Source organism: Parabacteroides sp. AF19-14, from assembly GCF_003635485.1.
GTDB lineage: Bacteria > Bacteroidota > Bacteroidia > Bacteroidales > Tannerellaceae > Parabacteroides > Parabacteroides distasonis.
In genome coordinates, this window is record NZ_QTMJ01000021.1 from 36,760 (window position 1) to 59,895 (window position 23,136).

Below are 23,136 nucleotides of genomic sequence, written 5' to 3' on the forward strand. Positions count from 1 at the left end.
ACATAAACTCGCTCCCTCCAATTCCGAACCCCTGCGATAGTTTCGAGGTGCACGAAACTACGAGGACTCCCTGTGGATAAAATGCTTAATATTTCCATGTGCATAATCATGTGTATGAACATGTGTATGTATATGGTTGCAATCAGGCACTCAGAGTTTGCGCCAGACTTCGATGTCGTCGGCATAGAGGTCGAGGTGCTCCGAAAGAATGGCGTTTATGTAGCTGCCTACGCTGGTATCGCGGTCGCCGAGGATACGGGCGATGCGTTCCAGTTTCGCCCACACGCTGTCCTCGATGTTGACAGGGTGACGCTTCTCCAGTTTTGTCGGTGAAAGATAGGCAGCCTTGAAGTCTGCGAAATCCGACTTGCGCTGTTGCTTCGGCTGTGCCGTCACCTCGGTTGTGGTCTGGTCGGAGCCAAACAGATTTTCGGTATTGACGTTAGTGGTGCTGTTGACAGCGTTATCGCTGTTAACAGAATTGGTTGCGTTTACAGTATTAGTCGAGTTGATAGAGTTATCTGATTTCATAATAAAATCGGGATTAAGGGTTGATACTTTGGATTTGGTTGCATCGGTCAACTTAGTTGACTTGGATGCGGTTGTTGACGGAGTTTTCTTCGCAGTCATTGTTTTTCACTGTTTGAGGTTTTGTTGATTGCATCAGTATCCGGGTTATACCGTTCAACTGATACGAGAGTGAGTTGTAGGTCATCAATGAGTTTCTGCAACATCGGGTTACGGCGTATCATTGATTGCAGAATTGCTTGGTCAGGCTCGATTTGCAGGAGATAGTCTGCAATGTCAAGTCCGGCTGTTCGCTCGTTATCAGTGGCAACCTCTTCAAGAAAGTTGAAGATGCTTGCATCTATACCGAGATTACGGAGCAAACTCAGTTTCTGTTGCCACTGGTCGGTCGCGCCGATGTCGGGATACAGGATAACCTGATAGCCTTTGAGAATTCGGAGAGAATCGGCATTGAAGCAACCGTTTTTACCACCTGTTGCCAGCCACACATATTCCGGCAGATAATACGTTGACACAAGTGCGGTCTTTTCGCTCTCGACAATGGCAACCGGCTTGCCCCTATTCATCGGCAAAAGGTGTTCTCCGAAAAAGCATTGACGCAGATTGAAATCCGGCAACCGCAACAACGAGTGAACCCATGTAACATGATTGAATGGTTCCTTCACGCGCTTGCCTGTCTCAGCATCGTATAGCATGACCTTACCTGTGCGGGTGTCACCATTGACATCGTTCTGCCAGAATACGCATGACCCCGGCCAATGCTTGGAAGTGCCGACGCGATAATCCTTTATGAGTCGGAGGGCGTCCTCGTCTCCGAACTTGGAGCGGAGGAACAGATAGAGATTGTTCTTCTCATATCCGTGCAGAGTCTGTGAAACAGTCTCTGCCGAGATGAATGATGTCGGCTTTCGTGGCTCGGTCGGCTTGGCTTGCCATGCTGACGGAGTGGCGAAATCGCAGTGCTGTGGCTTTGATTGCGGATTACGCTCAAAGTATTCCTTTGGCGTAAGATGATAGCCGCAACTCTGCTCATGGTCGCACCTGCCCACATCATCGGGAAAAGAGATTTGTTTCTCGGTGTCGATATATCGGCTGAAACAACGCTTCTTATGACAGGCAGGACAAGAGTGACGGCTCCCGATACCCTTATAGGGCTGGAGAATGAATCGGTGTGCGTTCATAATTCATGCTGATTTTGGTTGCACTTTCCGCGTAATCCGCATTTTTGAAAGTCGAAAATGCAGAAAATGCAGAAAGCGCAACGGTTAGAGTTTGGAATAATGGCCATGCTTTTCTCGTTGAAAACAGGTGCCCAGAGATACCGAGCGTTTGAGAAAATCCTGAAACGTGCGCCCCGGCATACCGTTCTCGATGGCAATGCGGATACCTTCCTCGGTAGTGAAATCATCGGGGAGGGCCGCTATTACGGCTCTCTGCTGTTCCGTCAGTGACATTTCGCTGATGATGCCTTGTACCCGTCTTGCGGTTGCCTTGAAGTAGTTGACAAGCGAAACGGCATTTTCCACCGAAACAAGGTCAATCTCTGTCTTGTCAGCCTCTCCACAGGCCCAACGAGCCATCTGGAGTATCAGGCAAAACCTGATGGCATGGAAATCGAACTTGTTATAGATTCCTTTGAGAGCATCACTTTCGGCTCGGTTGCAGTCAGCAGTATTCTCCCGTTGCCATTCGTAAAGTCGTGCTTTGGCGTCTGAGGCAAAAGGGAGGATAGTAGCAACGACGCATCCGTTCTCATCAGTGGCGTAAGGCATTGACACAAGTCTGCCGATTATATCAGACCAAGATTTCTCAATGTCGAAAGTCGGCTCAGTATCGCTCCACGGCTGTTTGTCCTGATTGTTGGCAATGACAAACAGCAGACGGTCAATGAAACCGTTTGCAGAGCGACTGCCCTGCGCGAGTTCATTCAGAATGCCGTTCTGGATCGTGCCTACCACCGACACAAACGGGCGACTGATATAGACCGAGTTTTTCACTCCTTTACGGTCGGAGAACGTAGGATTGGCATTAAAAAGCTTCAGCCAATATTCCTCGTCTGAGCCTTTGTTGTAGCGACTGAAATTCTTGAACCATCCGGCAAGCTCATCGTTCCACATCGTAATGCCCCGGAGATTTTCAGAGTGAATCTGCAACATGGCCTCCGGAGTAGCGTCGGAAATCAGATACCGTTTGTTGACGGGTGGTACCGGGCGCGCCTCGGTACGTTCCTTCATCGGCAGTTCCTTCTGTCGCTCATACTCGGCATAGGCTTTGGTGTATTCCTGAGTAGCCTTGCAGTCGAGGTCAGAGAATGGGCGGATAGCGAAATTAAGCGGATGCGACTTGCAGGCGCCGGGACAACCGACAAGAGCCATAAACAGAATGGCACTCTCATCCCATTTCCCTTTAAGCCGGGCAAAATGGGTGTTTCCGATACCCAGACCGAGAACCACAAGCATGGCTCCGGCAAGGTAGTCAATCGGGAAACCGTAACACTCATTCGCCTCCCTGATAATACGCTGAATTTTCAACGGCATCGCGCCTAATGGAAACTCTCCGCCTTTCATCTTCACGCTCATGTCAACGGCTTTGCCGAGCACGAGCATCGGGTCAACAGACCTCTGATTAGTTACGTTCTTTTCCATACTTTTCGAGAACAGCTTGAACAGCAGATGTCCGATAATAAACTTTGCTACCGACAAGAGTAGCTTCCAGATATTTACTTTTACGCCAGTTCCGGAGAGTATTGGCGCATACTCCAAGGATTCTCATCACCTCCAAGCGGGGAATGAGCGGATCCTGATCCACCGGTTTATGTGCCGGAAGTATTTCCTCTTTGAATTTATCGACCGCACGTTCTACAGTGTGTTCGACAATTTCAAAGAGGTGTGCCAGAGGGAGCGTGATAGAGAGTCCGGTCAGCTCCTCGGGCGAGAGATTTGTGAAATCAATCATCTTGTATTCCTCGCGTCGTCTGTGTTATCATCAATGGGCACCGACAACAATTAAATGCCCAAGGGTCGCAACACTTAAGCGGAGTGGCTAAAATTGACGGGCTAGGGTGACCGGTCTTTGCCTTTGCGGCATCAATTCAGATATTCGCTTTTGCGTTTTGACGGTGCAAAGAAAGCATATTTGTTTGCTTTCTCCAAATTTATAACACTGATACACAGCACGTTAAGTTCGCTTTGATTCGTTACGAAGTAAAACGAAGAATTTTATGGATTTTCGGGTCGAAAAAAACGGTCAGACACGGGGACAGGTGTAAAAAAACGGGAGCCGCCCGACGCTATGTCAGATGGCTCCCGCTTTAAGGGTCGAAGTTATTTATCAGTATGAGTACATGTAGTCGGCGACATTGAGTCGCTCACGGAGGTCATTATAATCCATTATATGTTCGGGACGCTCAAAAGTCTGTATTGTTTTCTGTTTGTATTCGGTCGGTTCAAGGTAATCTTTCAAAGCACCCTGTATCCATCTGTGCCCCGGAATCTCTACATTCGCCTTATCCTCATATCTGGACACAAGCGCGGCATGAAATTCTGTAACAGTTGTCCTCACCATAGCACGACCTTTATCAAGGACAAGGTAAAGCAATGCGAGATCTCTGCCACTCTGACGGAGGCTTACATGTTCGTCAATTGATTCAAAAAGATACTCATCTCCATTTGGAAGCAGTTCTTCAAGGGTGCGGCGTTTCTTCTGTTTACCGGGTATTGGTTTCTTCTCGGAGGTCTCTTTCATTGTCACTTTCGTATCTGTTGGCAATGATTTGAATTTTGATACAACACTCGCCGTCACTGTCGGTGTTTCTCCGAGTTCGTCGAGTTCTTCCACGAATTTTACCCAATCCTCTTCCGTTCTCGCTTTTATTGCAAGGCTACGATTGATAATCATCTTTATATTCACGCGGGCGAGTCGACGAAGGAGAAAATTAAGTTGAGGATTTCTTATCATTTCTTCTCCAAACTCTACCATGCATTCAAAGCTTCGCCCAAAGAAAAGCCAGCATAACATGGCGGGAGTATAGCTATCGGGGAGTTGAGCGAAAAAGTGTAGGGCTAATTTAGACACTAATCCCTGCTCTTTCAGTAATCGTTCAAGATCATCTATGTCTTCAGAGCGGTCATTCTTCAAATAAAGTATGAGTGCCTTCTCAAATTTAGGGAACATCATGACTGCTTCGGCATAAACCTTGTCAAAGCCTTTGCCGCCACGGTCGTGCATCAAGTCTGAAAAATCACAATACTCCTGATAGTGGGTGCGCTGCCATTCTTTCAGCACCTCTTTTGTAAGTCTTCTTTTGTCCTCTTTCTTCATTCAGGGGGCATTATAGTTAAACATGTTTTTACATCAATTAAGAAAACACGCCCGCATACTCAAATGTTCGGAATGAGAAAAAATGACTTGCCCCCGGCCTGCAACCTAAATCTTATGAATTTTTAAGGAAAAATTTTGTCCACCGCTTGCTAAGATGGGATTTCGTGGACAATTTGAGGACAAAACTGTAAAATAAAAATCCCTATTTATCTACATATCAGATAAATAGAGATTTGTAATGGTGGTCCCACTTGGGCTTGAACCAAGGACTCCCTGATTATGAGTCAGGTGCTCTAACCAACTGAGCTATAGGACCTGTTCAGAGCTAGGCTCTGAAATCGGGTGCAATATTACGATTTATTATCGAGATATGCAAATGTTAAAGGGAAAAACTTATTTTTCCGAGCTTTCTTCTCCGGCGAACTCCATCAAGTATGCTTTGATGAAATCGTCGATCTTTCCATCCATCACACCGTTCACGTCGGAAGTCTGGTAGTTCGTACGATGGTCTTTTACGCGACGGTCATCGAATACGTAACTACGGATCTGCGAACCCCACTCGATCTTCTTCTTTCCGGCCTCCACCTTGGCCTGCTCGGCCATACGATGCTGCAACTCCTTATCGTAAAGGATGGAACGCAATTGACGCATAGCGTTCTCACGGTTCTTGGGTTGGTCGCGAGTCTCGGTATTCTCGATCAAGATCTCTTCTTCCTCGCCTGTATACGGGTCCTTGAACTGATAACGCAAGCGAACTCCGGATTCCACCTTGTTCACGTTCTGTCCTCCGGCGCCGCCCGAACGGAACGTATCCCAAGAGATAGCCGCCGCCTCTACCTTTACCTCGATCGTATCATCCACCAACGGGGTGACGAATACGGAGGCGAAAGAGGTCATTCGTTTACCTTGGGCGTTGTAAGGAGATACACGTACCAAACGATGCACGCCATTCTCGCTCTTTAGATAGCCATAGGCATAATCGCCCTCAATATTGAAGGTCACGGTCTTGATACCGGCCTCATCCCCTTCCTGATAGTTGGCGATAGAGATCTTATAACCGTTATTCTCAGCCCAACGCTGATACATACGCATCAACATGGAAGCCCAATCTTGGCTCTCGGTACCACCGGCACCCGAGTTGATCTTGAGCACGCAGCTCATTTGATCGGCCTCGTCACGAAGCATATTGCGGAACTCCAAGTCTTCCAGTAAATGAAGGGCCTTCTTATAAGCCGCATCCACCTCTTCCTCGGTGATAATCTCTTCCTTTACATATTCGTAAGCCAACTCTAGCTCCTCAGCCGCCGCATGTACCTCACCGTAAAGCTCGATCCATTTCTTTAGCTCCTTTACTTTCTTCATCTGGACTTCCGCACGTTTGGCGTCTTCCCAGAAACCGGGGTCTTGCGTACGTAGCTCCTCCTCTTCTAACTGAATGGTCTTGCTATCGATGTCAAAGATACCCCCTCAGCGCCTTATCGCGCTCCAACACGTCATGTAGTTGGTCTGATGTGATCATATGTTCTTTTCTTTTTTAAATTTACCGCGAAGATAAGAAATAGTTGATAGCCGACAAACTCGTTATTCCTCGTACATCGCCTCTATCTCGGTAGCGTACTTCTGCAATACGACCGGACGTCGCAACTTTAGCGTATCCGTCAGCTCGCATCCCATCATGAAGGGTTCCGGCAACAAGGTAAAGCGCTTGATCTTCTCGTAAGAAGCCAAGTTCTTCTGGTGCTCCTCTACCCTAGCCTCGATGAAACGAATGATATCCTTGTTCTTCACCAACTCCTCCCGGCTCTCGAACGAGATGCCTTTTTCCCCGGCATACTTCTCCAACAATGGATAAGCCGGCACGATCAAGGCGCTCACGAACTTACGTTGATCGCCGATAACAGCGATTTGCTCGATATAATTATCACCGCTCATCACCATCTCGATCGCTTGCGGGGCGATATATTTTCCGTTTGAAGTCTTATACAAATCCTTGATTCGTTCCGTAAAGAATAACGTATTACCCTCCAAACGACCAGCGTCGCCGGTACGGAAGAAACCATCCTCGGTGAAAGCCTTCTTCGTCTCCTCCGGTTTATTATAATACCCGGACATCACGGTCTTGCCTTTCACCAAGATCTCGTTATTCCCCGGATCTATTTTCACTTGAACTCCCGGCATTACCTCACCAATAGAACCAAACTGGAATCCGATCTCCGGGTAGAAACAAACCGTAGCCGTCGTCTCGCTCAGTCCATAACCATAAGCGATCGGGATATTCACGGACTGCAAGAACTCATTAATCGTGTCCGATAACGGAGCGCCCGCCACCGGGAAAAACCGTCCACGCTCAATACCCAATACCTTCTTCAATAAGGTAAAAACCGTTTTATTGTAAAATTGGAACTTCAACTTCAGACTACACGGGGCCGGAATACCTTTATTCTTATACTCCAGATTATACCTTCGCCCAGTCTCGATCGCATCCAAGAAAATCTTCTTCATGGCCGGAGAGGCGGAGTTGATCTTCTCATGCACGCCCGCATACACCTTCTCCCAGAAACGAGGCACATTGCACATCAAGGTAGGATGAACCTCCGGCAATGTCTTCTGGATCATTTTCGGGTCTTGGTTGATAGCGATCGTAACCCCTTTATGGAGACAATAATAACACCAAGCCTTCTCGAAGATATGAGTCATTGGCAAGAAACTCATGGATAGATCCTTGTCGGTTACCAGAGGCAGACGTACATCATGTATCCGCATCGCCTCCAGATAGCAAGAATGAGGAAGCATTACGCCTTTCGACTCACCTGTCGTACCGGACGTATATATAATGGTAGCCAGATCCTCCGGAACGGCTTCCGTCATACGTATTTTCACCGTGCTCTCCGCATGCGCGTTATCCCCCAAGCGCAAGAAATCATCAAAATAAATGGACGTCTTATCTTCCGGATTCATCTTGACCGCCGGATCAAAGACAACCAGACGCTCCAGATACTTAGAGTCCTTCTGTACCTTGAAAGCGTTATTATACTGCAATTGCTCACCCACGAACAACGTGCGGATCTTAGCGTCATTGATGATGTACTCGATTTGTCCCGGAGAATTCGTCGCATACATCGGGATGGAAACCACCCGGTTACCATACGCACCGAAGTCCGTATATAAACACTGAGGCATATTCTGGGAATAAACCCCGATATTCTCTTGTACCTTTATCCCGAACTCAGCCATCGCCTTGGCCGTAAGCATAACTTTATCGGAAAACTCCCTCCAAGAAATCTTCAACCATTTCCCCGTAGCGTTATCTCTATGTTTCAACGCTGTACGGTTCCCATATTTCTCTGCCTGACGGTGTATTAACTCGGCGAAATGATAATAAATCATAATTCCTTATTTTGAATTGATACCGCAAAAGTACGCTTTTCTCTTCTAAAAGACACGACATCAGTCCTTTTTTTACACATAATTGCTCTTTTTGTGCAAGTATTCGGTTAAATAATAATAATTCATAGTAGCATGTATTGCATAGTACATATGTAATACATACATTTGTAGCATAAAATTAAAAGAGATGAATGCAGAGAACGTAAAATCACAAATGAGGAAAGGGACGCTGGAATATTGCATCCTCCTGCTTCTCAAAAAGGAACCCGCTTACACCTCTGATATCATTCAGAAGTTACAAGAAGCGAAGTTGATCGTTGTGGAAGGCACTTTATATCCTCTTTTAACCCGACTAAAAAATAGCGAGCTATTAAGTTATCAGTGGATAGAATCTACGCAAGGACCGCCACGCAAGTATTACCAACTGACCGAGAAAGGAGAACTATTCCTCGGCGAGCTGGAGGCTTCATGGCAGGAACTAAATGATACAATAAACCACATCAGAAACAATTAAAACGAAAGAGTGATGAAGAAGACACTTACTGTTAATCTGGGAGGCACAGTTTTCCACATTGACGAAGACGCATACCAATTATTAGACAAATATCTGTCTAACCTGCGCATCCACTTCCGCAAAGAAGAGGGTTCGGATGAGATCATGGATGATTTCGAGATGCGTATCTCGGAACTTCTTAACGAGCGTGTCCGCTTAGGCTACGAGGTCATCACGATCGAGCAGGTAGAGGAAGTGATCAAACGGATGGGTAAGCCGGAAGAGATTTTCGAGGAGGAAGAGAAAAGCACCGACCACGAGGATAATTACCGGGCACAACAACAGGAGACTCATACCCAGACGACCAAGAAACGCTTGATGCGTGACCCGGATAACCGTATTCTGGGAGGTGTCGCCGGAGGTTTCGCCGCCTACATGGATTGGGACCCGACTGCCGTACGTATCGTGCTTTTCCTTCTGATGTTCTTCTATGGAATCACGGTTCCGCTTTACTTTTTGTTGTGGATCATCGTACCGATGGCACGTACGGCGACCGAGAAACTCGAGATGCGCGGACAAAGTGTGACGGTGGAGAATATCGGAAAGACCGTGACAGATGGATTCGAGAAAGTCAGCAATAACGTGAACGACTTTATCAGCTCGGACAAGCCGAGGAACTTCTTCCAAAAGCTGGCGGATGTTTTCGTCTTGGTCATCGGGTTCATCCTGAAGTTTTTCATCATATTGGCCGGAATCTTCCTGTTGCCACCGCTAGTATTAGTCGTATTCATTCTGGTAGTCGTAACATTCGCGTTGCTCATGGGTGGGGCCGGATTCATCTATAACCTCTCTCCGTTCGGAGCGGACTTGATAAACGGAGCACCGTTGTCAATGGCAATCATGGGATGCATAGGGACGATCTTATTCATCGGCATCCCCATATTCTCCCTGATATACGCGATTTGCTGCCAATTGTTCAAGGTACGTCCCTTACCGACGCAAGCAAGATGGATATTATTAGCCTTATGGCTTATCTCCCTTGTATTATGTGGCGTATATATCCATCAATCCGGTATGCTATATGACTGGCATGATTACTGGAACGGTGTACACGGTTGGAACAGACATGCCGTTTGGCTCCCCTAACCCTATTCGAAGATGTAAGATGAAGATATAGATTTAGTAGTTTATAATGTTTATTGTGTGTTTAAAAAAAGAAGGCCGCTCTGTCACAGAGGGGCCTTTCTTCTAAGGTTAACAAATTTATGAGTAAAAACCACTAATGAATCATATTAATGATTTGCTGTCCCCTTTGCATGATATTGTCACGCATAAAACAACGGGTACAAATATAACCAATTTTTTATAATTAAAAAATTATATTCAATTATTTGAATTCTTTTCTAATCTTAGCGGCGATCTCGGCCAATTCTTCTTGACTTACAGCCAATTTCTTCCCGCCGAAATACATATCGGACTCCTTCGTGATAGGAATCAAATGGATATGCGCATGGGGCACTTCCAAGCCCATGACAGCCAATCCTACACGCTTACACTCGATAGCGGTCTCTTGGGCACGAGCTACCCGTTTAGCGAAAGCGACCATCCGTCCCAGCATCGGATCATCGATATCAAAGATATAATCGACCTCCTTCTTGGGAATTACCAAGGTATGCCCCAAGGCTACCGGATTGATATCGAGGAAAGCAAAAAACTCATCGTCTTCCGCAACCTTGTGGCTAGGGATCTCACCCGCCACGATTCTACTGAAAATAGTTGCCATACGTCTTTCTGTTTTTAAATTGAAATATCCATAATCTCAAACGTCATCAAGCCGGAAGGTACACGGATCTCAACGACATCCCCTACCTTCTTTCCCATCAAACCTTGGGCGATCGGCGTGCTTACGGAGATCTTTCCTTCTTTTAGGTTAGCCTCCGAATCCGATACCAACGTGTAGGTCATGACAGCGTTATTCTTCGTATTCTTAATTTTCACCTTGTTCAAAATCTGAACCTCATCTGTTTTCACACGACTCTCATCGATCAGACGGGCGTTTGAGATCAAACCTTTCAACTGCGCAAGCTTAGCCTCCATGATACCTTGAGCCTCTTTGGCGGCATCGTACTCAGCGTTCTCGGATAAGTCACCCTTATCCCTCGCCTCAGCGATCTGGGCTGATATTTCAGGGCGCTTCACGGTCTCCAAATAGTTGATTTCAGCTAAAATCTTATCGTAGCCGTCCTTTGTCATATAACTAACAGCCATATTAAATCCTCCTTATTCTTTATATTAATATTGATTGATTATCGCATAATAAAAAAGAATCCCGACCAAGTCATATGGCCGGAACTCCCCTTTTTTATCATTTCAAGACTCCGCAAAGTTAGGTTATCTTTCTAAGATGAACAAGTTTACGAAAGTGCTTTATAACATATAAATCTGATGATTAAATCATGAACAATTTACAATACGGACTTGATGTCAGCCTCAAGTTTCTTCACGTCGTCCACCCGTTTAACCAAGTTTCCCTTGCGATCCAAGATAAAGATCGCCGGAAGCTGTTTCACGTTATACAACGCCGCGGTCTGGGAGTAAACCGACTGTGGATCGCGCACGCAAGCCCAAGGTAAATTAGAAGCGGCGTTCTTCCAGAAGTGAAGATCATTATCCAAAGAGATCTGGTAAATCTCCAAGCCCTTGTCGTGATACTTCGTATATAAATCGCCAAATTCCATATTCAAGGCAGGAGACCATTCGGACATATAGGCCGTGAAGTTGATCAACACCACCTTGCCTGTAGCGACAGAAGACAATTTCGTGTTTTCCCCATGTATATCCGGCAACTCGATATCCAAGAAACTAACCTCTTTCTTCTCCACCTTATCCAAATCCATCGGGCGCTGGCTACGAATCACCTTTATCGATTGAAGAGCCAAGTTATACAGATGCTTAGCACGAGGGCTTTCCGGATAATAGTGATCGAAGCTGGTGGCTACGGCACCATAAGCCTTCGAGTCGTTCTTGTCATACAAATCGAAGAACAGCAAGCCGTCAATTTGCTGGAACAAGGCAAAGTAAGCGGCAGCGGACATCGGGGCGGAATAAATATACTTACGAGCCACGTCCTTATAAGCCTCGGCGGCCTCGAGCACCTGGCGGGAATATACGGAATCCGCCAACAGACCGGACTCAGATTCTTTCCGTAAACGATGGATCGCTTGGTTCGCGTCTAATTGAGCCAAGGTAATATTCTTGATCGCCTTGCAATTCTCTGAGCCCTCCACGCTATAAGAAGTAGCGAAAGTCCCGGCATCGGCCACGAACGAGATCGTCTCCGTAGAATCTACCGAGAAGTTGATCAATTGGTTATTCAGACGCAAGCGATAAAAATCCGGGAATGCCGGACGAGGCTTCGTAAAGCTGAATTTACCGGCCGCCGTCAGTTTTACGGAGTCCATCAACTCTACTGTCGACACACCTACATTCTCCAGATACATCATCTGGCCATCAGCGCCGGACACTACACCTTCCACCGTAAAATCAGAATTCTTCTTACAAGCCGTGAACAAAAGCAACATAACACACAGCACAGCTAGTAAATTCGTAGATATTTGTTTCATTATTCCAGTTTGTCTATATTACTAATCTGGTGCAAATATACATTATTTTACAATTGTGGCACTATTATTCCGTATTTCTTCAAGGCTTTTTTCAAAAAAAGTATTTCAAGACTGTTATTTCTTTTCATTTTCATGCAATTACAGGTAAACTTTCATTACATTTGCACCAATTTTTGACAGATAGAAAAATAAGAAAAAAGATTATGCTTAATCCAATTAACAAGACGATCGAGTTAGGTGATGGAAGAACCATTACCATCGAAACCGGGAAATTGGCCAAACAGGCGGACGGAGCGGTTACCGTTCGTATGAACAACACCGTGTTGCTCGCCACTGTTTGTGCCGCTAAAGATGCGAACCCGGGTGTTGACTTCATGCCGTTGCAAGTAGAATACAAAGAGAAATACTCCGCTTTTGGACGTTTCCCCGGAGGTTTTACAAAAAGAGAAGGAAAAGCTTCTGATTATGAAATCCTCACATCTCGTTTAGTAGACCGTGCGTTGCGTCCTCTTTTCCCGGACAACTACCACGCTGAGGTATATGTAAATATTATATTGTTCTCCGCGGATGGCGAAGATTTGCCGGACGCATTAGCAGGTTTGGCCGCTTCCGCCGCTTTGGCAGTTTCTGATATTCCTTTTAACGGACCGATCTCTGAGGTTCGTGTAGCTCGTACGGATGGAAAATACATCGTCAACCCAACTTCCGCAGAATTGGAGAAAGCTGATATCGACATCATGGTTGCCGCTACCATAGACAACATCATGATGGTTGAGGGTGAGATGAACGAGGTTCAGGAATCTGAGATGCTTGAGGCTATCAAGGTCGCTCACGAGGCTATCAAGGTACAATGCAAGGCTCAGCTGGAGTTATCCGAGGCTTGCGGCAAATTGGTAAAACGCGAATATTGCCACGAGGTAAACGATGACGAGTTGCGCAAGGACGTACACGACAAATGTTACGCCAAGGCTTACGCCGTAGCCACATCCGGTAGCGGCAAGCACGAACGCAGCGAGGCATTCGAGAAAATCGTAGAGGAATACAAGGCTCAATTCTCCGAGGAGGAGTTGACGGACGAGAAACTGGAAATGATCGGTCGCTACTATCACGATGTAGAGAAAGAGGCTATGCGCCGTGCCATCCTTGATGAGGGCAAGCGTTTGGATGGTCGTAAGACTACCGAGATCCGTCCGATCTGGATCGAGACAGATTGCCTGCCGGGTCCTCACGGTTCCGCTATCTTTACACGTGGAGAGACTCAGTCTTTATCTACGGTAACTTTAGGTACGAAGTCTGATGAGAAAATGATAGACGACGTATTGAACCATGGATACGAGCGTTTCCTTTTACATTATAACTTCCCCCCGTTCTCCACAGGCGAGGCCAAAGCAACACGTGGTGTAGGCCGTCGTGAGATCGGACACGGTAACTTGGCTCACCGTGCGCTGAAACGTATGATCCCGGACAACTATCCGTATGTAGTACGTGTAATCTCCGATATCTTGGAGTCTAACGGTTCTTCTTCTATGGCTACGGTTTGCGCCGGTACCTTGGCGTTGAGAGACGCAGGTGTTCCGATGAAGAAACCGGTATCCGGTATCGCTATGGGATTGATCTCCGAGAACAAGGGTACGAACTACGCCATCTTGTCTGATATCTTAGGCGACGAGGATCACTTGGGTGATATGGACTTCAAGGTAACGGGTACGAAAGACGGTATCACGGCTACCCAGATGGATATCAAGGTAGACGGTTTGTCTTACGAGATCCTTGAGAATGCTTTGGCTCAAGCGAAAGAGGGTCGTATGCATATCTTGGGCAAGATATTGGAGGCTCAACCGGAAGCTCGCGAGGATTTGAAACCTCATGCACCTCGTATCGAGACGATGATTATCGGTAAAGAATTTATCGGTGCGGTAATCGGCCCGGGCGGTAAGATCATCCAAGGTATCCAAGAGAAGACGGGAGCTACGGTATCTATCGATGAGGTAGACGGCGTAGGAAAGATCGAGATCTCCGGCACGAATAAGGCTACGATCGACGCGGCTGTCAAGGCGATCAAAGGTATCGTGGCTGTTCCTGAGATCGGAGAGGTTTATGAAGGAAAGATTTCCTCTATCATGCCTTATGGTGCGTTCGTTGAGTTCATGCCGGGCAAGGATGGTTTGCTTCACATTTCCGAGATCGACTGGAAACGTCTGGAGACCGTTGAGCAAGCCGGCTTGAAGGAAGGCGATACGGTTTCTGTCAAGTTGGTTGATATCGATCCGAAGACAGGCAAGTTCAAACTTTCCCGCAAGGTATTGCTTCCGAAACCGGAAGGTTACGAGGAACGTCCACCAAGACCAGAAAGAGGTGAGCGTGGACCTCGTCCAGACCGTGGAGACCGTGGTCCTCGTCAAGATCGTGGTGATCGCGGACCTCGCAGGGAGTACAGAGACTAAGATAAGGTCTTATACATTATATATAATCCCGGGTAGATTAAACGCTATCCGGGATTTTTTTATCAAATCATCTACCACACCTACAACTATAGCTATAAGCAATTGGTCATAAGTTATTTATCGAGTGGTGGTAGATAAATAGCATCTACCACTATTGGCTCGTATCTACCACCATTTACTACTTTTCAATCACAAAACACCATCGTCCCCTACTCGCCAACCGCATTATTAGTCCTATCTTTTTCAAGAAGCGGCAGAAGACGGAGACATTGCTTAGCCGGCAAGCTATCTATTTGATCATGCTTCATATATCATCTAAAAAACTGATTAATTGATATTTATAGTTTTTCTTAGTATAAAACAAAAGTTTTCCGCTATGGAAACATTTGTTTCCTCATGAGGAAACCTTAGTTTTGTGCTTACGAAACTTTAGTTTTCCCTAGGAGAAACTGTTTGCTCTTGTATGTTAATCTATTATCATGTATCTCTAATCTGAACGCACAAGTATTTAAATTAGAAAACGGCTTAGCTTTTTCGAAATTACAAACAAAAGGAGTCAAAGGTGCAAATATAGATTTATACCCCCATAAGTTAACGACTTATCAAATATCATTAGATATCGAGTATTTACAAACAAAACATTTCTATTTATCAAGTTCCATTGGTTACCTTGAAAAAGGAGGCAAATATACAGACATTGTAAATCAATCCATGAGTGAGAGACATATCAATCAGTATATAACAATACAAAACAAAGAAATTCTCAACATCCTCATCACTAATTTTTATGTTATTACTAAAATTACCGGATAGCAAACCTAGTACAGACTAAACAAACGACCATAAACCTTATATCCAGGCCATGATCATCGTTTAGCCTGCACAAACAGTAACGTTTAATAAATATAAGCGTAATTCCAAGCCAAAGCATTCAAACTGGGATCCCATCGATTCCACTGACGCCCCAGCATATCATATTTAACTTGATATGCAGCCGTTTTCATATAGAATCTATTACCTGTTTGACCATCTACCGCACAACCTCGCAGTCCCCCACCAATTGAGTTCGGATCAAATCCACATTTTGGAGACTCTTTAGTTACTCCCAGGGTTCCGTCCGGAAGGGTCACCATTTTTCTAACAATATAGATATCACAAAAGTAATAACCAGTAGGAATATTTGTAGGTGATTTGTTGATAAGAACTTTTTTATTTTCTTCCACTAAGAATGTGTTATCATATCCTGTCACACTAAAAGTCTCACTCGTAGCCTTAGTCTCAATTAATGGGGATTGTTCTGATTCCATAAATTCACCCATAAGTTCAATAAACTGATTCCACGTAATTGCACCATTAGCTTCCGCACATTTCCTCAAATCTTCTTCACTCATGTTACCATAGTCAAGACCATCTCCTACGATAACCTCTTCTTGGTTAGAACAAGAAGACACAAAAAACAAAAACAAACATGATAAAATTAGAATCTTTTTCATACAAAAAACTATTTATAAATTAAACATTGAATAATCAAAGAAATTAAATATTACAAATCATCCTCACATTCAATTTTAGAAAAGAATAAAAAACTCTTCATAGATGTTGTCTCCTTCTACTCTTATTAAATAAGGTTTAAATAAAAGACCTTGCATGGAAATACAATAGCTCTGAGAAGTAGAAAGAGGTACAGACTCTTCATATACGAGCATCCCACTATCATCAACAATTTGTATAAACACATTGTCTAATGGCTTCATAAAATAGAACATGATTCCATCATTTACAATCTTCACTTCTACCGGATTAGGAGAAATAGAGCGCTCCTCTTCCTCATCACGCTCATTCTTATGCTCTCTTCCAGCCACCGTATGTGTCCATAAGCATACACAACTCAATAAAGTCAAAAATAAAAATCTTTTCATCCCATTCATTTTTTGACTGCAAAAGTATCCGATAAGGTTGGATTCGGGGCTAAAACACTGTTCGCTTTTTGTTCGCTTTTTGTTCGCAGAGTTGTATAAGGCTAAAGACCAGCGATTAATTCATCCAGTTCATTCGGGGTTCCATCCTCTCCCTTTATTTTTTTATAAAGCCGTTTACGGGATGAGGATACGGAGGGTTTGGAGCGACCCAAGATTTTTGCCATATCAGTTACCTTGACTGATATCTTTATCAAGTAACAAATCCGGAGTTCTATCAATGACATTCCCGAATATAACTGATATAGACGATTCGTAAAATTATTGTATGTCTTATCTAACTCCTTCCGTAAAGCATTCCAATCTTCTTCCCTGATTATCTGATCTGCCTCATTCGTGGAATGGAATTTCATATAGATATCCGAATGCCTTAAATCCGACTCTAACAAATCACGCTCGGTACGCCGCAACTGTATTTGTTCATTGGTCACTTGCAAAAGTTCTTTTCGCACATGAAGCAATGAATTTGTATCTTCATGGTCTTTAGATAGTAAGGTTCCCAATTCATTCAATTTCACGTTATTCGCTTCTACATATTGAAAACTTCTCTCATATTGTTCTTGCTTTTCCCGCTGAAGCGCCTCAAACTGCCTAGCCAACCGCTCTTTCTGCCGTTTCAGTCTATATATAAACAATAAGGTTATCGAAAGCCCCAATCCGAACAAGGATAATATCCGGTAAATACGAATCTGCATCCGGTCATTCTCGCCCTTTAGCCGTAAATTCTCAGTTTCCCGCTTTTGATAATTATATAAAGAGGTCATTTTACGGATTTCCTCCGAATCGGTTATCTTGCGGATGGAATCTTGCACTTGCTGGCCAAGACGGACATAGCGAATAGCCTCCCGATAATTCAACCGACGCTCATACAAAAACGACAAGTACTCATAAATAGCGTCTCTAACATATAAATCAGGACTATCCAAGCATCTCCTTAAATAGTAGTCGGCAGAGTCCAATCTTCCCACCTCTAAATAAATATGTCCCAATGTAGAATAAGTGGGGTACATATTCCGGCCTACGGAATCTTTTAATGATTCAAACAAACATTCCAATGCCTTATCATACATTCCCAATTCCCGGTAAAGATCACCCTGCTCAGTCAATATACCGGAATATCGATGTCTATTTCCTGTTTCATTCGCTATAATTGCCGCTTTTTGAAAATAGAGAAGCGCACTGTCATTCTTATCGACCATATCATATACCCGGGCAATATCTCTCAGCACAAGAGACAAACTAGTACTATCTCCTTTCAGTAATTTATACTCAGCCGCTTTCTCATACATACGGATCGCCTCTTCATATACATTCTGATAATCATAAAGCATCCCCATCTGCGAATAGACATTGGACAATAATCGGTACTTTCTCGTATCTCCCGCCACATCCAATGCCTTTTGGAAATACTTCAACGCTTCCGGAGCATCGTTCAGATCCCGGTAGACACGTCCCATATAGTAATAAGACTCCAGTAATTTATCCCGATCGCCATATACCTCATAAAAAGCGGTGATTCGTTTGATCAAAGAATCAGAAGTATGCCGGACATACATCTTATCATTGACCTTCAAGTCGAGCAAGTCATAATACATACGCTGTTCCTCATCAAAGGACGAAAGGCTATCCCGCAATCGATCCAACAAAGGGCGGGCTTCCTCCGGATTTGTATCCGCAAGGGATTCGATCCGTGACAGGGTAGCGGGGTAAGGCTTCCCCCGATGATCGCAAGCATAAAAAGCCGAGATCAAGACCGACATCAAGAGGATGTATATACGAGGCATTGGAAATCTGTTTTATCACTTAAACGCAACAAAGGTAAAAAATTAAAGTGTAATAGTTTCATTGATATTTATACAAACTTTTGAAAGCCAATACGCAAAGTACGCTACGACCGGATACTTACAGGTTTTGCTTTCTACTCTTAACAGATCTGGGTACTTTTTGCTATCTATCTTAAACAAATCGTATATTTCTCATTCAATCAATCAGCGTATGGATAGCCTATTTATTAAACAAGAACGATTACTGGCACAAACGAGCACCCGTATCATAAGAATAGCGGATCTCCCCGATTCCTTCATCTTGGCTGACAATATGGAGTTCGCCACCGGCAAGAAACTACCGCTGTGGATCGTGGGATTAACCTATTAAAAAAACACGTACGTCTTTTTTTAAGAACAAAAAAGCGGTATCCAGCTTGCCGCCGGATACCGCTTTTCATTTATCTTTACCGATCAAGAAATCAGCAACGAGGCTTGATCTGCTTGAAGAAGTCATTCCCCTTGTTATCTACCAAGATAAACGCAGGGAAGTTCTCTACCTCGATCTTCCAGATCGCTTCCATACCCAATTCCGGATATTCCACGCACTCGATGCTCTTGATATTGTTCTGAGCCAAGATAGCCGCGGGGCCACCGATAGATCCTAAGTAGAAACCGCCGTGGTTCTTACAAGCGTCCGTAACTTGCTGGCTACGGTTACCCTTCGCCAACATGATCATGCTACCGCCATGGCTCTGGAACAAGTCAACGTATGAGTCCATACGACCCGCGGTCGTCGGGCCCATAGAGCCACAAGCCATACCTGCCGGAGTCTTAGCCGGGCCCGCGTAATAAATAGGATGATCCTTGATATATTGGGGGAGATCCTCGCCACGATCCAGACGCTCCTTCAACTTAGCGTGAGCGATATCACGGCCCACGATGATCGTTCCGTTCAATGACAAACGAGTAGATACCGGATATTTATCCAATTCCTTCAAGATATCCGCCATCGGTTGGTTCAAGTTGATCTTGACAGCGTCGCCCTCACCCGCTTGACGAAGTTCCTCCGGAATCAATTCGCCGGGATGGCTATCCAACTTCTCGATCCAGATACCTTCCTTATTGATCTTACATTTAATATTACGGTCCGCGGAGCAGCTTACACCCAAACCTACCGGGCAAGAAGCGCCGTGGCGAGGCAAACGGATGATACGGACATCGTGAGCCAAATATTTACCGCCGAATTGAGCGCCCAAGCCAATATTCTGAGCGGCGGCCAATACCTCTTTCTCCAACTCCACGTCGCGGAAAGCACGGCCACCCTCGCTACCGGTCGTAGGCAAGCTATCGTAGAAACGAGTAGAAGCCAACTTCACCGTCAATAAATTCTTCTCAGCGGAAGTACCGCCAATCACGATCGCGATATGATACGGAGGACAAGCGGCCGTACCCAACGTCTTGATCTTCTCTACGAGGAAGGGAACCAATGTACCCGGATTCAAGATCGCTTTTGTCTCTTGGTATAAATAAGTCTTATTGGCGGAACCACCTCCCTTTGTCACGCAAAGGAACTCATACTCCATGCCTTCCGTAGCCTCGATATCGATCTGGGCCGGCAAGTTACATTTCGTATTTACCTCATCGTACATATTCAGCGGAGCGTTCTGGGAGTAACGAAGGTTCTCTTCCGTGTAGGTCTTGTAAACACCTAAAGAAAGCGCTTCCTCATCGCAGTAACCGGTCCAGACCTGCTGGCCCTTCTCGCCGTGGATAATAGCCGTACCGGTATCTTGGCAGAAAGGAAGTACGCCTTTAGCCGCTACCTCGGCGTTGCGAAGGAATGTCAAGGCCACGTACTTATCGTTGTCCGTAGCTTCCGGATCGCTTAGGATCTTAGCGACCTGCTCGTTGTGAGAACGGCGAAGCATGAATGATACGTCGCGGAAAGCGGCGTTAGCCATAGCGGTCAAACCTTCTTTAGCGACTTTCAAGATCGGTTTTCCTTCAAACTCAGAAACGGAAACATAATCTTTTGTAAGCAAATAATACTCTGTTGTGTCCGGTCCCTTTTGGAACATCGGCTCGTAGTGAAACGGAGGTGTTGCCATATCTTTAGAATTTAATTATATATTGGTTTTATTTAAGTTTGTCCGTACTTTTCGATTGGCAAACTTAGCGAAAAAACTTGATATATAGATCATGGGGTAAAGAAATATAGCTATATTTGCCCGATATGAAAAAGTTGACCTCTTTATACATTGTATTCCTGCTAACGATGCTCAGTTTTCAAGGAAATCTGAAAGCGCAGGTTAGCCACGGAGGCCGCCCGCTTCCGCGATCGCTCATGCGAAGTACAAACGGACAGATGTTTAAAGAAATGCCTCCGTTCGACGTCCAAGAGGAATTGCGTATCGACTCGCTGAATGAGAGCGACCTAAGAAGCGGTTTCCGTTTTGCCTATAAATTCATAACGGATTACAATCGGTACAACTCGGGCGTAACTTTCACCGGGCCGGATGGGACACGTGTATGGAGACTCGGGATCTACTCGCCCGGGGCCCTTTCCATCAACGTGCTCTTCACGGAATATGAACTGCCCGAAGGCGCCCAGCTCTTCCTATACAATGAGGACCAGACACAGATATTAGGCTCGTTCAATCACCTAAACAACTCGGAGTTAAACCTATTGCCGGTCTCTCCTATCCAAGGGGATCGCCTGATCATAGAATATCAAGAACCGGCCAACGCCTCTTTTCAAGGAAGACTGACCGTCGGGGAAGTCAACCATGGCTACCGGAGCTTGCGGGGGTTAGAACCGGGAGACAACACCTCACTGATCGGTAAAATTCCACCGTTAGCTTGCTATCAAGATGGGACAAACGATTACGCCCAATGGGGGCAAAGCGTCGTTCTCCTGATCATAGACGGAAGTGTAGGGTGCACGGGCACACTGATAAATAATACGGACAATGACGGAAAGCCTTATCTACTCACCGCCTCCCATTGCCTGAACAAGCAATTCACGATGAAAAACCCCGATTATGAGAAAATAGCCGGAAGTATCGTCTGCTTTTTCAACTTCAACAGCCCTTTCTGCGACCCGATCCTAAGGGGAACGGAAGAGATGTCTACCGCATCCACTTACTTCAAGGCGGTTAATGAAATGGCAGACATGGCCTTGTTGGAACTTACCGCCACACCTCCGGTTTATTACAGGCCTTATTATGCGGGCTGGAACGCACAAGAGGTAGGACCTGCCCCCTATACGTGCATCCAACATCCCCAATACTCGGTAAAGCGAATCAGTATATCCGATGAGGATCTGGCTCCCTTTACCTTGACAGATCCAAACATGATTTTTTACGAGAACGCTCATTTACATGTCAAGACTTGGGAAGTAGGTTATACGGCCAGCGGTTCCTCCGGATCTCCTTTATTCAATGCCAACGGAGAGATTATCGGAGCGTTATCCGGCGGGCAGTCCAGTGAGAATAGCCCGAAGAATGATTACTTCTTCTCTTTGAAGAAACCCTGGGACGCGATCGATACCCCCGAGAGACAGCTCAAATATTGGCTAAACCCGTCCGATGACGAGACCAAGGTTTGCGAGGGACTTGATCCGTATAAATCAGCCCCTTGTTTCCGGTTGAGCAACATCTATGACTCCGGTAATCAAGAAAACGCCGAATGTACGCTCTATCCCGGGTCTGAAAAAGCGTATTTGTTCGGAAACAACCCCGCCAATATCACTGAATACGCGGAAGCTTACCAAGTAGCCGAAGCGGGTACCTTATACGGAACTTATTTTGTAACACCGCCTGCCGGAGCGAATTACAAACAAATGGAAGTGGAAGTTACCGTTTACAGCGGTGACTCTAAGCCCTCTACATTATTATATACGGAAACATTCCAACCCACCTACAGCAATAAATCGATATTGGACGATACGTTTATTGAGACCGCTAAATCCCTAAATCGGTCACAGGAAAGTTATATCCATTTCTCCAAGCCCATAAACGTTAGCGGAAAGTTCTACATCGGCTATAAGCTCAAGAGCGTCCCGGAGAACACGTATTTCTCCGCTTACAATTTGCCCAAAGGCAAAACGACCCGGAATACGGCTTGGGTTCATGATAAAAACGGCTGGAGACAAGCTACCGAATATACGCAAGCAGGTTTTAGCACCTCCTTGTTTATCGATCCCGTCATTCAATACGGTAACCCCGTCAGCAACGAAAAGCTCGAGGCGAACGAGCAGGTACTCATTCATCTCGGTCCGGAGAAAGGCATGGTACACCTTGTTTTGCCGGATGGAATGGAGAAAGCGACTTATACACTGCACTCGGCACAAGGAAAAGTGTCGGAAAACGGAGAGATCACGGACAGGCAAGCTACACTCCATTTCCTAAAATTAACATCTGGAGTCTACTTTCTAACCGTGCACTATGGCGAGGAGCATTATACACAAAAGATTATATTTTAATCAAAAAATATACAATAAGACTTCTGGGAAACCATCCATTGAAAAGAATGGCAAGAGGTACACAGCCATATTTTTTCAATAATTCTACCCATATTTTATGTATAAAACAAGCCTAG

General features: G+C 45.3%; 19 protein-coding genes and 1 tRNA gene. 5 read left to right on the forward strand and 15 right to left on the reverse strand.

What is annotated here, in order from left to right:
* Positions 1 to 150: 150 nt before the first annotated feature.
* From DWX33_RS17660 to DWX33_RS17695, 8 genes are all read right to left on the reverse strand, one after another.
* Entirely contained in the window at positions 151 to 630 is a 480-nt protein-coding gene (locus tag DWX33_RS17660; RefSeq protein WP_122380773.1) for a DUF3408 domain-containing protein, read from the reverse strand.
* On the reverse strand, positions 627 to 1,709 hold the full coding sequence (locus tag DWX33_RS17665) for a DUF6371 domain-containing protein (protein WP_122380774.1): 1,083 nt from the start codon (positions 1,707 to 1,709) through the stop codon (positions 627 to 629). Before DWX33_RS17665 ends, DWX33_RS17660 begins: the two co-directional genes overlap by 4 nt.
* Positions 1,710 to 1,793: 84 nt before the next feature.
* The gene (locus DWX33_RS17670; RefSeq protein WP_122380775.1) at positions 1,794 to 3,173 is read right to left on the reverse strand and encodes a DUF3987 domain-containing protein; all 1,380 of its coding nucleotides are present in this window, start codon (positions 3,171 to 3,173) and stop codon (positions 1,794 to 1,796) included.
* Positions 3,154 to 3,483: a helix-turn-helix domain-containing protein gene (locus tag DWX33_RS17675; protein ID WP_122380776.1), complete on the reverse strand. Its 330-nt coding sequence runs from the start codon at positions 3,481 to 3,483 to the stop codon at positions 3,154 to 3,156. The genes DWX33_RS17670 and DWX33_RS17675 overlap by 20 nt, the downstream gene beginning before the upstream one ends.
* A 375-nt stretch (positions 3,484 to 3,858) precedes the next feature.
* Positions 3,859 to 4,848: a DUF6043 family protein gene (locus DWX33_RS17680; RefSeq protein WP_122380777.1), complete on the reverse strand. Its 990-nt coding sequence runs from the start codon at positions 4,846 to 4,848 to the stop codon at positions 3,859 to 3,861.
* A 239-nt stretch (positions 4,849 to 5,087) separates the two neighbouring features.
* A tRNA-Ile gene (locus DWX33_RS17685) sits at positions 5,088 to 5,164 on the reverse strand.
* 77 nt (positions 5,165 to 5,241) lie between these two features.
* Positions 5,242 to 6,367 (reverse strand): peptide chain release factor 2 gene (gene prfB, locus DWX33_RS17690; RefSeq protein ID WP_121962165.1). Its coding sequence is split into 2 segments (ribosomal slippage): positions 5,242 to 6,303 and positions 6,305 to 6,367, totalling 1,125 coding nucleotides; the frame shifts between segments, so codons are not numbered across the junction.
* 62 nt (positions 6,368 to 6,429) lie between these two features.
* Entirely contained in the window at positions 6,430 to 8,235 is a 1,806-nt protein-coding gene (locus DWX33_RS17695) for a long-chain fatty acid--CoA ligase (protein WP_009276683.1), read from the reverse strand.
* Positions 8,236 to 8,422: 187 nt separating this feature from the next.
* Here DWX33_RS17695 and DWX33_RS17700 point away from each other — a divergent pair, with 187 nt between their 5' ends.
* Both DWX33_RS17700 and DWX33_RS17705 read left to right on the forward strand, forming a co-directional pair.
* The gene (locus DWX33_RS17700; protein WP_005860828.1) at positions 8,423 to 8,749 is read left to right on the forward strand and encodes a PadR family transcriptional regulator; all 327 of its coding nucleotides are present in this window, start codon (positions 8,423 to 8,425) and stop codon (positions 8,747 to 8,749) included.
* Positions 8,750 to 8,761: 12 nt separating this feature from the next.
* A complete protein-coding gene (locus DWX33_RS17705; RefSeq protein WP_044546543.1) occupies positions 8,762 to 9,874 on the forward strand; it encodes a PspC domain-containing protein in 1,113 nt (370 codons plus the stop codon).
* Positions 9,875 to 10,115: 241 nt separating this feature from the next.
* On the opposite strand, the gene DWX33_RS17710 is transcribed toward DWX33_RS17705, so the two are convergent.
* The 3 genes from DWX33_RS17710 to DWX33_RS17720 all read right to left on the reverse strand — a co-directional run bounded on the left by DWX33_RS17710 (position 10,116) and on the right by DWX33_RS17720 (position 12,351).
* Entirely contained in the window at positions 10,116 to 10,511 is a 396-nt protein-coding gene (locus DWX33_RS17710) for an HIT family protein (RefSeq protein WP_005860824.1), read from the reverse strand.
* Between the two features lie 14 nt (positions 10,512 to 10,525).
* Positions 10,526 to 10,996, reverse strand: coding sequence for a transcription elongation factor GreA (greA, locus tag DWX33_RS17715; protein ID WP_005860822.1), 471 nt, complete (start codon positions 10,994 to 10,996; stop codon positions 10,526 to 10,528).
* A gap of 197 nt (positions 10,997 to 11,193) precedes the next feature.
* Positions 11,194 to 12,351, reverse strand: coding sequence for a TlpA disulfide reductase family protein (locus DWX33_RS17720; protein WP_044546627.1), 1,158 nt, complete (start codon positions 12,349 to 12,351; stop codon positions 11,194 to 11,196).
* A gap of 203 nt (positions 12,352 to 12,554) precedes the next feature.
* Between DWX33_RS17720 and pnp the strand changes: the two genes are divergently transcribed.
* Positions 12,555 to 14,795 carry a polyribonucleotide nucleotidyltransferase gene (gene pnp / locus DWX33_RS17725; protein WP_005864142.1) on the forward strand — a complete coding sequence of 747 codons (2,241 nt, stop codon included), beginning with the start codon at positions 12,555 to 12,557 and terminating at the stop codon, positions 14,793 to 14,795.
* An 896-nt stretch (positions 14,796 to 15,691) separates the two neighbouring features.
* Here pnp and DWX33_RS17735 read toward each other — a convergent pair.
* From DWX33_RS17735 to DWX33_RS17745, 3 genes are all read right to left on the reverse strand, one after another.
* Positions 15,692 to 16,288, reverse strand: coding sequence for a hypothetical protein (locus tag DWX33_RS17735; protein WP_122380778.1), 597 nt, complete (start codon positions 16,286 to 16,288; stop codon positions 15,692 to 15,694).
* A 75-nt stretch (positions 16,289 to 16,363) separates the two neighbouring features.
* On the reverse strand, positions 16,364 to 16,714 hold the full coding sequence (locus DWX33_RS17740) for a DUF3244 domain-containing protein (RefSeq protein ID WP_005864139.1): 351 nt from the start codon (positions 16,712 to 16,714) through the stop codon (positions 16,364 to 16,366).
* A gap of 101 nt (positions 16,715 to 16,815) precedes the next feature.
* Positions 16,816 to 18,555 (reverse strand): tetratricopeptide repeat protein, encoded by a 1,740-nt coding sequence (locus DWX33_RS17745; RefSeq protein ID WP_008781080.1) that lies wholly within the window; start codon positions 18,553 to 18,555, stop codon positions 16,816 to 16,818.
* A 211-nt stretch (positions 18,556 to 18,766) separates the two neighbouring features.
* Here DWX33_RS17745 and DWX33_RS22620 point away from each other — a divergent pair, with 211 nt between their 5' ends.
* On the forward strand, positions 18,767 to 18,925 hold the full coding sequence (locus DWX33_RS22620; RefSeq protein WP_008781079.1) for a hypothetical protein: 159 nt from the start codon (positions 18,767 to 18,769) through the stop codon (positions 18,923 to 18,925).
* Between the two features lie 91 nt (positions 18,926 to 19,016).
* Here DWX33_RS22620 and DWX33_RS17755 read toward each other — a convergent pair whose 3' ends face one another.
* Positions 19,017 to 20,645 carry a fumarate hydratase gene (locus DWX33_RS17755; RefSeq protein WP_005860810.1) on the reverse strand — a complete coding sequence of 543 codons (1,629 nt, stop codon included), beginning with the start codon at positions 20,643 to 20,645 and terminating at the stop codon, positions 19,017 to 19,019.
* A gap of 125 nt (positions 20,646 to 20,770) precedes the next feature.
* Here DWX33_RS17755 and DWX33_RS17760 point away from each other — a divergent pair, with 125 nt between their 5' ends.
* The gene (locus DWX33_RS17760) at positions 20,771 to 23,020 is read left to right on the forward strand and encodes a trypsin-like peptidase domain-containing protein (protein WP_122144700.1); all 2,250 of its coding nucleotides are present in this window, start codon (positions 20,771 to 20,773) and stop codon (positions 23,018 to 23,020) included.
* Positions 23,021 to 23,136 lie beyond the last annotated feature (116 nt).